The organism is Scopulibacillus cellulosilyticus, from assembly GCF_042665295.1.
GTDB lineage: Bacteria > Bacillota > Bacilli > Bacillales > Sporolactobacillaceae > Scopulibacillus_A > Scopulibacillus_A cellulosilyticus.
Genome location: NZ_JBHTCO010000036.1, coordinates 24584 through 36653, shown reverse-complemented (window position 1 = coordinate 36653; position 12070 = coordinate 24584). Strand labels below are relative to the sequence as shown.

General features: G+C 38.3%; 11 protein-coding genes and 1 pseudogene. 7 read left to right on the top strand and 5 right to left on the bottom strand.

Going from position 1 to position 12070, the window contains the following annotated elements:
* Nucleotides 1-1319 precede the first annotated feature (1319 nt).
* Both ACFQRG_RS17240 and ACFQRG_RS17235 read left to right on the top strand, forming a co-directional pair.
* Nucleotides 1320-2531: an Alp7A family actin-like protein gene (locus tag ACFQRG_RS17240; protein WP_380968347.1), complete on the top strand. Its 1212-nt coding sequence runs from the start codon at nucleotides 1320-1322 to the stop codon at nucleotides 2529-2531.
* A 9-nt stretch (nucleotides 2532-2540) separates the two neighbouring features.
* Nucleotides 2541-3062 carry a hypothetical protein gene (locus ACFQRG_RS17235; protein WP_380968344.1) on the top strand — a complete coding sequence of 174 codons (522 nt, stop codon included), beginning with the start codon at nucleotides 2541-2543 and terminating at the stop codon, nucleotides 3060-3062.
* Nucleotides 3063-3110: 48 nt separating this feature from the next.
* Here the strand turns inward: ACFQRG_RS17235 and ACFQRG_RS17230 are convergent, their stop codons facing one another.
* Both ACFQRG_RS17230 and ACFQRG_RS17225 read right to left on the bottom strand, forming a co-directional pair.
* A complete protein-coding gene (locus ACFQRG_RS17230; protein ID WP_380968340.1) occupies nucleotides 3111-4073 on the bottom strand; it encodes an L-threonine 3-dehydrogenase in 963 nt (320 codons plus the stop codon).
* A 63-nt stretch (nucleotides 4074-4136) separates the two neighbouring features.
* A complete protein-coding gene (locus tag ACFQRG_RS17225) occupies nucleotides 4137-5327 on the bottom strand; it encodes a glycine C-acetyltransferase (RefSeq protein ID WP_380968337.1) in 1191 nt (396 codons plus the stop codon).
* A 377-nt stretch (nucleotides 5328-5704) separates the two neighbouring features.
* Between ACFQRG_RS17225 and ACFQRG_RS17220 the strand changes: the two genes are divergently transcribed.
* The 5 genes from ACFQRG_RS17220 to ACFQRG_RS17200 all read left to right on the top strand — a co-directional run bounded on the left by ACFQRG_RS17220 (nucleotide 5705) and on the right by ACFQRG_RS17200 (nucleotide 9912).
* Nucleotides 5705-5860, top strand: a complete 156-nt coding sequence (locus ACFQRG_RS17220) for a cupin domain-containing protein (RefSeq protein ID WP_380968334.1) — start codon at nucleotides 5705-5707, stop codon at nucleotides 5858-5860.
* A 425-nt stretch (nucleotides 5861-6285) separates the two neighbouring features.
* Nucleotides 6286-6852, top strand: a complete 567-nt coding sequence (locus tag ACFQRG_RS17215; RefSeq protein ID WP_380968331.1) for a thioredoxin family protein — start codon at nucleotides 6286-6288, stop codon at nucleotides 6850-6852.
* 48 nt (nucleotides 6853-6900) lie between these two features.
* Nucleotides 6901-8169, top strand: coding sequence for a BaiN/RdsA family NAD(P)/FAD-dependent oxidoreductase (locus ACFQRG_RS17210; RefSeq protein ID WP_380968328.1), 1269 nt, complete (start codon nucleotides 6901-6903; stop codon nucleotides 8167-8169).
* Between the two features lie 326 nt (nucleotides 8170-8495).
* The gene (locus tag ACFQRG_RS17205; protein ID WP_380968325.1) at nucleotides 8496-8711 is read left to right on the top strand and encodes a hypothetical protein; all 216 of its coding nucleotides are present in this window, start codon (nucleotides 8496-8498) and stop codon (nucleotides 8709-8711) included.
* A 265-nt stretch (nucleotides 8712-8976) separates the two neighbouring features.
* Complete coding sequence (locus ACFQRG_RS17200; RefSeq protein ID WP_380968322.1) at nucleotides 8977-9912, top strand: alpha/beta hydrolase; 936 nt, start codon at nucleotides 8977-8979, stop codon at nucleotides 9910-9912.
* A gap of 68 nt (nucleotides 9913-9980) precedes the next feature.
* Here the strand turns inward: ACFQRG_RS17200 and ACFQRG_RS17195 are convergent.
* The 3 genes and pseudogenes from ACFQRG_RS17195 to ACFQRG_RS17185 all read right to left on the bottom strand — a co-directional run bounded on the left by ACFQRG_RS17195 (nucleotide 9981) and on the right by ACFQRG_RS17185 (nucleotide 12069).
* Nucleotides 9981-10513: pseudogene (locus ACFQRG_RS17195) on the bottom strand (GNAT family N-acetyltransferase).
* Nucleotides 10514-10579: 66 nt separating this feature from the next.
* On the bottom strand, nucleotides 10580-11398 hold the full coding sequence (pdxK, locus tag ACFQRG_RS17190; RefSeq protein ID WP_380968319.1) for a pyridoxine/pyridoxal/pyridoxamine kinase: 819 nt from the start codon (nucleotides 11396-11398) through the stop codon (nucleotides 10580-10582).
* Nucleotides 11399-11490: 92 nt separating this feature from the next.
* Nucleotides 11491-12069, bottom strand: a complete 579-nt coding sequence (locus ACFQRG_RS17185) for a uracil-DNA glycosylase (RefSeq protein ID WP_380968316.1) — start codon at nucleotides 12067-12069, stop codon at nucleotides 11491-11493.
* Nucleotide 12070 lies beyond the last annotated feature (1 nt).

The window sequence follows — 12070 nt, the reverse complement described above, 5'->3', positions numbered from 1 at the left end:
AGCAAACCGTTAATCTGTAGGGCTTTTTATATTCAATGGTAAATACGTTGGCGAAGGGTGGTAAATTCTTTGGCAAGCCGTGGTAAATAACTTGGCAAGGGTGGTAAAATCAAGTGGCCGTAATCAGATAAGCTGTTTTTTACATTGATGATATAACAAATCACATAATTGCAATTGAATATAATGGTTAAAACCAAAGGTATTTTTACTTAATGACCTTTGTGCGGATGTTTATTTCCTCGGCAAGCAGATTTATAAAGACATAAGCAAGTTATTTAAGATACATTTTTCAATTATTAAAGTTTAACAGCTTGGGTAAATCCACTTATCTTTCTTAACCCAAGCTATTTAGCATTTTCACTACGTATAAGAAATACTTTAACTATAATGTACAGTTTAATTCCTCCTTTTATTTTTGAGTAATTGAAAGTAAATGAATCGTTAACGATATTAAGCTTGTATGCTGTTTCTATTAATTTTATATCCTATCAAATAAAATAGAGACGCTTTTGTTAATTAAGAAATGTACTACTAATGAACTCTTCATCCTCCATTTATGGTATGGAGGATGAATATTATTGAACGGATAAAAAATCCAAAAATGCCATTGTAAACAAACTAGTTTACATGTATGCGTGTAAATAAACTTGCAAACATGTAAACAGATAAGTTTTCAAGTAAACAAATAAGTATACTGAATTGAGTGTGTGAAGTGTAATCGATAATGTATACAAGTTTATATATTCGAAAACATGTAAACATTATTGAAAACAAATATGAAGTCGCATTAAATGATTAAACCAGTATCACTCATATAAATGTTTTGATAAAAATAACTTGTGATTAAATAGGTAAAAACAATTATAAGGCTGAGGTGCCTTTGATCATCCACAAAAAATCAATAGATTTAACGAAGCTTCTATTGCTTTGATAGTGATCATGACAACAGAAGGTTTCATATGTTAAAAAGTTAACTTGAAGGTTCAAAAGAGGTTTAAAAAGGGGAGTTTAGATTAAATAATTTTAATAGAATCAAGGGAATTAAGATCAAAAGAATAAGTTTAATAAAAGATTTGGCAAACAAAAAAGTTTACTAGTATACAGATGTGTTTGCGTGAAAACAAAAATGTTAACACGTTGGCGGACAACACGTTAGCGATTTTGTTAACAAGTTTTCAAGATTGTAAACATGTTTGCGTTATTGAAAACAAAGTTAAGATTCTATGAAAGTTATTGACGAAATGTGTAAGCGATTGTACGCTTAAGTATAACCAAATAAAATTTATAAAGTAATTCCTAGAATGAAAGGAATGGTGTAAATGAGTAATTTTAGTAGAACAGCAGCAATAGATGTTGGAAATGACTCACTTAAAAGCTTATTTGGACGCTTGGAATCAGAATTGTACATACCAAATGTTATTGCGAGAGATAAGGCAGACCGTCCAATTATAGGCATTGAAGAACTTGACAGCAAGGATCCGATTGATGAACTTCACATTAAAGTTCATTCACCTGCATTACAAGAAAATAACGCTATTTATCGGGTTGGGAAATTAGCATCTAAAGTCCCTAATGCGACAGAATTAGATCCGGGCAGTGATAAATCTGAAGAGGATCAAACGCTTGTCATGCTTTTTACAGCATTGGCATTGGATGCTGTCAGCGAAGAAAATAAAAAGCATTTTAACCGCTCTAACGATATTGTAGATGCAAACTATACGCTTGGTACAGGACTTCCGTTACGTGAAGTAAAACAAGGCAAGGATGCAAGTTTCAGAGCTAAATTATTAGGTTCTGTTCACCAAATTGAATTTCTTGTGACACCAAAATATAGAGGATTAAAAGTCAATATCAGATTTAATGAAGTGAAGGTCTACCCTGAGGGATTTGCGGCCTTTATTAACTTGGTTATGGATAACCAATTAAATATTGTTAATAAAGATTTAATCCATAAAAGACTTTTAATCCAGGATATCGGCGGACTGTCAACAGATATAGCCGTTGTTCAGGACAGCCATGTTGATGATGATAAAGCACAGGGATTCAATCTTGGTGTTTCTGAGGCGCTTGAAGACATTAGGGAAGAAATCAGAATGAAACACGGTGTTGAACTGGACAGCCGAAGAGATGTTGTTGAAATTATAACAAAGAAAAATGACCGTAACCATATCATGGTTAAAGGCAGCCGGACAAGCGTCCACGATATTGTAGACCGTATTTTGCTGGATTTGGCTAAAAAACAATACCGCCATTTGCGTAATGTTTGGCAAAGAAATTCACAAACTGAGATTGCTTACTTTATAGGCGGCGGCTCAATCATCTTAAAAGATTATATTAAAAACTTAAATAACAGCTTAGACGGTTACAATATTGACTTCTTTGAAGATGAAAAAGAAAGCATTTGGATGATGGCCAATGCTTATTACAAATTAATTTCAGAATACATTCAAAAGCAGCAGAAGGATTCCGAGAAAAAACAGCCAGAAAAACAACCAGAGAAGCATATGGCAAAACAGCCTGTAAAAAAATAAGGTGATTTTATGGTGAAAGCCGCACCGAAAGGCATTACACGCGGGCAATCAATTGCCTTTCGCATACCTTCTGATACGCCAGACTACATTTTGCAGCACTTAGATGAATTAAAGCAAAAAGAGAGAAGAAACTTTTCAAGCCAGATTGCGAATTATGTTTTTAAAGGAATAGAATCCTCATTAACGGATGATAAGGAAACGATAACGATCCCCCTTCCTAAGAAGTTGAACAAGGAACAGAGGGATTGGCTTAAGCATGAGCAATCTGAGGCAATCCTTGGGAAAATCATTTATCAGCTGTTAGCTGATCCAATTTCGGTGATTTCTTCTGTTAATGTTAATTCGGAACCTGCAGGTAAATCTTTAAATCTCTCTGAAGAAGCTGCTTCCGAGAACCTTCAGGATATGGATCTAGATGATTTTACACTTGATGATTTTAATCAAAATAAAGAAGAGAATAAAGGTGAGGAACCTCAGGAAGATGATTCAGAGGAACTCATTGGAAATTTCCTTGCTGATCTTAATAAATAGAATACAAGAAAAATCCGGTTTCCCATTTTGGGTAAACCGGATTTTCTATTAGTTATTAATTATGTTACCTAATTTTACTTTAAGTTTTGCAAGCATATCTTCAGTCATTTTAGCAAGGTCATATTCGGTTTTAAAGCCCCATTCTTCTTTTGCGGCTGTCGCGTCAATGGAGTTTGGCCAGCTTTCAGCGATGGCTTGGCGGGCCGGGTCAACGTCGTAAGTCATTTCAAACTCAGGAATGTGCTTTTTAATTTCTGCAGCAATTTCTTCTGGTTCAAAGCTCATGGCTGTGATATTAAATGCGTTCCTATGCTTGAGTTTTGAGGCGTCAGCTTCCATTAATGTGATAATGGCATTTAAGGCGTCCGGCATATACATCATATCCATATAAGTGCCCTTATCGATAAATGATGTATATTTGCCATTTTTAATTGCTTCATAATAAATTTCAACAGCATAATCTGTCGTCCCGCCTCCAGGAGGTGCAACGTATGAAATGAGACCAGGGAAACGAACACCTCTTGTATCGACGCCAAATTTTTTAAAGTAGTAATCGCAAAGCAGTTCACCTGAGACTTTGTTAACCCCGTACATTGTAGTTGGTCTTTGAATGGTGTCTTGAGGGGTATTGTCTTTAGGTGTTGTTGGACCAAATGCGCCGATGGAACTTGGCGTGAAAAATTTCGTGTTAAGCGCGCGGGCAACTTCTAATGCGTTAACGAGACCGCCCATGTTCAAATGCCATGCGAAAAGCGGATTGTTTTCGGCTGTAGCTGATAATAGAGCTGCAAGGTGGACAACGGTGTCCACTTGATTATCTTTAGCAACTTTGAAAAGTGCCTTTGCATCTGTAACATCAACAATTTCAAACGGACCGGATTTCACAACATCGCTTTCTGTCTTTCTAATATCTGTTGCAATAACGTTAGCGGCACCGTATAACTCTCTCATTTTCATAACCAGTTCAGAACCAATTTGACCTAATGCACCGGTAACCATAATTTTTTTCATGATAATTCCTCCAAAAAAATAAACTTTTTGGTTTCTCTCTATTCATAAAAAGCCCCGAATTTTTTATATAATGCCCAGTTCTTTACCAACCTTTTTATAAGTGGAGATGGCTTGGTCCAGCATTTCTTTTGTATGGGCTGCTGTTGGCATATTCCTTACACGTCCGGTTCCTCTTGGCACCGTTGGGAAGACGATTGATTTCGCATAAACACCTTCTTCGTTCAGTCTCTTACTGAACTTTTGAGTCTTGACTTCATCACCGATAATAACCGGTGTAATTGGTGTTTCGCTGTTGCCGATGTCGAAGCCGATATCTTTAAGACCTTGTTTCAAATAATCAGCGTTTTCCCATAGCTTTTCTTGAAGCTCTGTGCTGTTAGAAAGGATATCGATCGCTTCAATACATGCAGCGGCAGCGCCTGGTGTTAAAGAAGTAGAGAATAGGAATGGACGGCTTCTTACTTTAAGCCAATCAATTAAATCCTGTTTACCGGCAACGTATCCGCCGACAACGCCGATAGCTTTTGAAAGGGTGCCAATTTGAAAATCAACTTTATCTGATAAACCAAAATGTTTGACAGTGCCTGCGCCTTTGCCAAGTACGCCAGAGCCATGTGCATCATCAACATAAGTAATCAAATCAAATTCTTCAGCAATTTTCACGATTTCAGGAAGTTTTGCAATATCTCCATCCATAGAGAAGACGCCGTCCGTAATAACCATAACTTTGTTGTAAAGGCCGGACTCCGTAGCTTCTTTTGCTTTTGCTCTTAAGTCATCCATGTCAGAATGGTTGAAACGAATGATTTTAGCTTTGGAAAGACGGCATCCGTCAATTATCGAAGCATGGTTTAATTCATCAGATAAAATAGCATCGTTTTTGTCCATGACAGCAGAAATGGCAGCCATATTACAATTGAATCCTGATTGATACGCGATTGCTGCTTCAGTATGTTTAAATTTAGCCAGCTTCTCTTCAAGCTCAATATGGACTTTTAATGTACCGTTAATCGTTCTGACTGCGCCGGCGCCAACGCCATATGTTTTTGTTGCTTCATTGCAGGCTTCAATTAATCTTTTATCAGTAGCTAATCCTAAGTAGTTATTGGATGAAAGGTTAATGAGCTCTTTTCCGTTAATTTTAATAACAGGCCCGTTTGCGCTCTCAAGTGTATCTATTTCGTTATAAAGCCCTTTACCTTTTAAATCTTCCAAGTTTTCCTTTAAAAAATTTTCCAATACGTGACTAGACATGTTCATTACCTCCTTGATCTGCGTTTATTTTTCACCAAAAGCTTTTAAATGAACCTATAAGAAGTTTTTATCCTTCCAACAAATCCAAGTGTCCATGTTAGAAGAACAAATAGCGATAACTCAAAGCATTGGTTTATTTACTTTTAAGTTAACATATTTTTGTTGGTATGTACATATAGAGAGGACGAATAGCTGTTATATTTTATATTATATTCACTAATTGGGAAAAGTTTAATCAATTTTAAAAACATTTGTTTATATACAGGGGACACAATGGCTGATTTATTAATGCTGTTGAAAGCGTTGACAAATGTTCTTTTGAGGTAGACATTGAGGCTGGTGTAATGGATCCGTGAACCATTGAAGTGGCTCCAGTAATGTCAGGATCAATTGATATTATTGTTGAAGGTTGTAAACATCATCTTGAACAATTTGATTCCATCCGTTTTCAGGCGGATTGCAAACATACTTACATTAATTCAAGTGATGCTCCGGCCATTTTATTTTGTATGCTGGCATATCCCCGGGCTTAAGAATCTGTTCAATAAGCAGGCATACTATTTCCCGGGAATTTCTTCGTCGGAGGGCACGACACGCATTTATAGGGGCTTTTAAATGGGAGGTGGAAAAATATTGCTAACCATACAACGTTCGATCATAGCTCGATATAAGGGTGTCTTTATGAATAAATTATTTTTCAAAAAAACGTAAAAAATAACGTTTCGTTTCTATTCTAAAGTGGTATACAATAATTATAGCAACATAGAATATAACAATAATTGCTGTAGGCACCACCTGTAGCATAAAAGGAAGGAAAAGCCGCTCTATATGAAAGGGCGGCTTTTCACGTTTTTAACCAGCATAAAGATTAAAAGCTTTGTAAAAAAGATCTAAGGTTATATGTCAGCATTCTTTTCTGTTAAAATAAAAACAATCATTTTAAATAGGGGGCCGCATGATGGGTAAAAATATTAGTCATAAGGTTGGAAAAGGAATAACACCGGAAGCTTTTATTAGACAAATGGAGAAAAACCAGGATATTTTTCTGTCCAACTATAAAAATTTTTCAATGGACGAAAAGGATCTGACTCTTTTAAAAAATTTGTGTAACGATAAAGATATCCGTTGCGAGATTATTGCGGCTGATTGGTGCGGTGACGTTGCCCGTAATGTACCGGTGATTTTTCGTTTGATGGAAGTTGTGAATATTCCGGCAGAGGTTTTTATTTTGGAAGAGAATTTTGATTTAATAGATCAATTTTTAACATTAGGCGGCAGATCTGTACCGGTGGTATTATTCACAAATCGAAACGGCGATGTTCTTGCGCAGTGGGGACCCCGCCCAGCTTATATTCAAGAGCCGATGGTTGAATTTAAACATTTGCAGCTTGATCCAAACTCGGAGGAATATAAAAATAAAGTCAAAGATGTCTACACTGAAATTATGCGCCGTTATGGGGAAGGAACAGAACATCATCAGCTGATTATTGATGAAATTCGCGATATATTGGCTCAGATAAATTAACTCTAACTCGGGCAATGTATATACAGAAGACAGCAAGTAGGTGCAAAAATGAATTTTAATGTAATTGTTATTGGCGGCGGACCGGCTGGATTAATGGCTTCCGTTGCAGCCGCTGAAGAAGGGGCTGCGGTCCTTCTTGTTGATAAAGGGGACAAGCTGGGAAGGAAATTAGCCATATCCGGCGGCGGTCGATGCAATGTAACGAACCGCATGCCTGTGGATGAAATCATCAAGCATATCCCTGGCAATGGCAAGTTCTTATACAGCGCTTTTTCGGAGTTTAACAATGAAGATATTATCAGGTTTTTTGAGAAATTAGGGATTAAGCTAAAAGAAGAGGATCACGGCAGGATGTTCCCGGTTAATGACAGTGCTAAATCTGTTGTTCAAGCATTGTTGAATAAGGTGAAATCTCTAAATGTCGCTATTAAAGTTAATACTTCAGTTGAATCCGTCCTGTATGAGAATGGTGAGGTAAAAGGCATAAAATTAAAAAATAAAGAGAAAATATACGCTCCTAATGTGATTGTTGCAGTTGGCGGCAAGTCTGTTCCGTATACAGGGTCGACAGGTGACGGTTATGCCTGGGCGAAAGCGGCTGGACATACAATTACGGAATTATATCCGACTGAAGTGCCGCTGACATCTGATGAACCATTTATTAAACAGAGGACACTGCAAGGCTTGTCGCTTCGGGATGTAGCACTGACTGTCAGAAATCCAAAAGGCAAAGCAATTAAAACACATCGCTGGGATATGATTTTTACCCATTTTGGTTTATCAGGTCCGGCAGTACTCAGGTGCAGCCAGTTTGTTGTTAAGGCAATGAAAAAATATAATGCCCAATATATTAACATCACCGTTGATACAAAGCCTGATCAAAATGAAGAACAACTCTTTCAAGAATTAAATCATTTGGCAAAGGATGAACCTAAGAAAGCTGTGAAAAATGTTTGGAAAGGGATCGTTCCTGAAAGGTATTTATTATTCCTGCTTGACTATATCGGCCTATCTGAGGATAAAACATACCATGACTTAGCAAAAGAAAAAATTCGCGAAATGGCTAAAGCGTTAAAGGAATTTCCTATCAAGATAAACGGTACTCTACCGATTGAAAAGGCCTTTATAACTGGCGGGGGTGTATCCCTTAAGGAGATAAACCCGAAGGAAATGGCGTCTAAAAAAATGGAAGGGTTATATTTTTGCGGGGAAATTCTCGATATCCACGGTTATACAGGCGGATACAATATAACGGCAGCTTTTGTGACCGGGCATGCCGCTGGGAAAAGTGCGGCAGCGCGTATAATATACTCATAAAACGTATGATATGATGCGTCCTTTTCAAGTTGTTCGGAAAAGATAGACATATTCATATTCGTATTCCGATCGGGGGAAATCATCCGGTCGGCTATTTTTTTAAGAATGGGTAGAAAAGGGTTGATAAGAGCCCTTGCTTTTTGGCATGTTATACATACTTTATTAGAAGAGGTTTTTAAAATAATAGTGGCTTAACGTTTAAGGGGGTGTTCCCAGTCGTTTATTCTCATAACCCTAATCCATATGGACAACAGTTTCCACCCATGACGTACGGCGGTTTTCCATCACAAGGACGGCCTCCATTTCCATTTGCAGGGCAGGGGTCAATGTCACAATGGCCAATGTCGCAGGGCCCGATGTCTTTTTTTAAACAACAATCACCGTTTTATAATCAGCAATCATTTCCTTTTGGTCAATACTCGCCATTTTTTAATAAACAAACCGGCGGCTTTGGTTTCGGCAATCTGCCGACAACCTTTGGCCATGTTATGAATGGTATGAAAATACTAAAACAATTAGGCGGGATGACATCCTTTTTTTAAATAGGAGCAGCCAATAGCCTCAGTTATTAAAAAAATAATTGGACGATAAGTTTTTAATACCCCAGATTCCTTTATTAAAAGAATCTGGGGTTGGTTTTTATACTTTTAAGTATAAATTTGCAGCCCCAACCTTCTTCAAAGTTATCCACAGTTCACAGGGTCAGACCCCTTTTTATGTGGAAAAAGAAGGTTTTGATCTATACTGACGACGAATAAGATATAAGGACGACTCAAAGTTTGTGATTAAAGGGGAGGAGATTACAGTATGCCGCTTGATCCGCAAGTCCAAATGGTATTAGATCATTTATCTGCAATGGGAGGCCTATCCCTTACGAATTTGACCCCTGAAGAAGCCAGAAAAGGAATGGTTCTGGGCTCGCCTGATGAAAATGCTGAGCCTGTTAAGCTTGTTAAAGATCGAAATATTCCAGGGCCTGCAGGCAGTATTCCAATCCGTATCTATTATCCAATGAAAGAGCAAGATACTTATCCGGCATTAGTCTATTATCATGGCGGGGGATGGGTCATAGGTGACATTGATTCGCATGATAATATCTGCCGCTCGTTAACAAATCTGGCAGAATGTGTGACGATTTCAGTTGATTACAGGCTGGCGCCGGAGAATAAATTTCCTGCGGCTGTCGATGATGCCTATGCAGCTCTAAAATGGGTCTATGACAACCATATTGAATTGCAAATTGATCCAAAGAAAATAGCAGCAGGCGGTGACAGTGCCGGAGGAAACCTGACCGCTGTTGTTTCATACTTGGCAAAGGAAAGGAAAACGCCTGATCTTATTTATCAAGTGTTGTTTTATCCGGCAACAAACTTTCAAGCGGACACTGAATCGATAAGGGAAAATTCAGAAGGGTATTTTCTTACTTTCGAAGCAATGACATGGTTTAAAAATCATTATTTAAACAACCGGGAAGAAGAAAGCCATCCTCTTGCATCACCATTACTTAATGAAAATTTAAGCGGGTTGCCGCCGGCATTAGTCATTACTGCAGAATATGATCCGTTGCGCGATGAAGGGGAGCAGTATGCGGAAAAATTGAAAAGTGCTGGTGTTGAAGTTTCTTGTACGCGCTATCCCGGCGTTATACACGGGTTTATTAGTATGGCGGATGTGATTGATAAGGGGAAAGAAGCATTGATAGAAACAGGAGCAGCGTTAACAAAGGCATTTAATACAAAATAACAAACAGCCAAAAAGGCGGGGTTATAAAACCTCCCTTTTTGGCCGGAACAATTAAGATTACCTGTGAATTAAAGCTTCTTTTCAAATTTACTGTAACCCTTTGGACTTTCTCCTTTGTATTCGTAACCCATATTATGGTAAAAATGTTTAGAGTTTTATTGCTGGCAACGCAATCCAGCCGAATCTGGCTTTTCCCGGGAAATCGTATACCTTTTTCTGCCCAAGTCAGAATGTCTTTGCCAAGCTGTTTACCTGCATATTCACGATTAATAGCTAACCGGTGAAGATAAATGGATTTTTCATGTCCTGTATCGCCCCAAAGTTCTTTATCCCATTCGCTCGGTTGCTGCAGGAGCATACAGACACCGGCTGGACAATTGTTATGTTTAAATATAAACACATCGCCGTCTTTGATATGCTCAGCCATACCATGTACATCTTTACCTTCTAACAATTCGCTCCATTGATTAGATCCTGTAGAGCGCAGCCATGACGCTGTTTGAACCAATAGCGACATAATGTCTTCGGTATCTTCAGGTTTGGCTTGGGATGCGCAGATCCCCGGACAAACAGCTTTATTTGTAATCGTAAATGGTCTCATAACGGCCTCCTTTAAAGTATAAAAACCGCCCCAATAAAATTTGAGGCGATTCTGTGCGTTAAAAGATTATTTTGCGGCTTCAATTTTACGATATGCAGTAAGGTCAGTCGGTCCGACGTATTCATTCAATTTAAAGCCGTGTTTGATAGCTTCAGTAATATATGCTTTTGCTGTTTTTACAGCATCTTTTACGGAAGCTCCTTTAGCCAGTTCTGCCGTAACAGCGGCTGAATAAGAGCAGCCGGCGCCATGAATATAAGTCGTGTTAATTTTTTCTGATTCATAAATGTCAAAGTTCTCTCCATCATAAAGGAGGTCAATGGCTTTTTCATGTTCAAGCTTGCTGCCGCCTTTGATAAGAACGTACTTCGCTCCAAGGTCATGAATTTTTACAGCGGCTTCTTTCATTTGCTCAACTGTTGTAATCGGTGCCATTTGACTTAATTTAGCAGCTTCAAACAAGTTCGGTGTAACAACTGTTGCTTTTGGGACCAAAAGCTCACGCAAACTTGTTGTATTTTCCGGCTGGAGTTCTTCGTCAGCGCCTTTACACACCATCACGGGATCAATAACGACATTTTGTAACTGATTTTCTTCAATGGTCCTTGCCGCTAAATCAATAATTTCCGGGGAGCCGAGCATACCCGTTTTCACTGCATCGACACCGGCACCGACGACACTCGTATCCAGTTGGGCTTTTACTATATTCACATCAATCGGAAAAACGTTATGAGCCCAATGGTTATAGGGGTCCATAGCTACAATACTCGTTAGAGCAGACATGCCGTAAACACTGCGTTCCTGGAATGTTTTTAAATCAGCTTGAATACCGGCGCCGCCGCTTGAGTCAGATCCGGCAATTGTGAGAGCTTTGTTCATTGGCAAATATGTTCCTCCTTCATTAATTCAAAAATTTTAAAGATAAAAGATCGCAGTTAAATTATATCAATTTTATCATAATAAGAGGAGCTTAATCATTATTCATAAGTCTTGTTAAAAAACTCGCTGACGAATTTTAAGTCTTCCAGAAAGTAAGGGTACAGATTAGGCCTTCTTCTGACAGCTAAAGGATGATAAGAGACAGCGGTGTTCCAGCCGTTTGCGTCATACCATGCACCTCTAAGCTGTTTGACTTCTGCATCAGGGTTTCTAAAAAAGGATTGTACAGAAACATTTCCAAGACAAATAACGGCTTTTGGGCTGCCGTGTATGAGTTGCTGCTCCAAATGCCTTATACATATTTTTCTTGTCATAGGTTTATCATAGGCGCGTTTGGGTTTCCTTTTTAAAATATAAGTGACATAAATAAAGTTCAAATCAATACCTGCTTCTGCAAGGCCTCTTTGTAAAGTTTGCCTTGTTCCGCAAACATAAGGGTTCCCTTCCTTATCTTCCCGGGCACCGGGGTTGTCCAATACGATATAAATGGGGGCGGCAGGATTGCCTTCTCCCCAAACCATTCTCGAATCGTGCTTATAAAGTTCACATTCATGGCAATCTTTAACGTTGCAAGGGACCGGATCCTCTTCTAAAATTAAAGCTTCAAATTCAGTCATA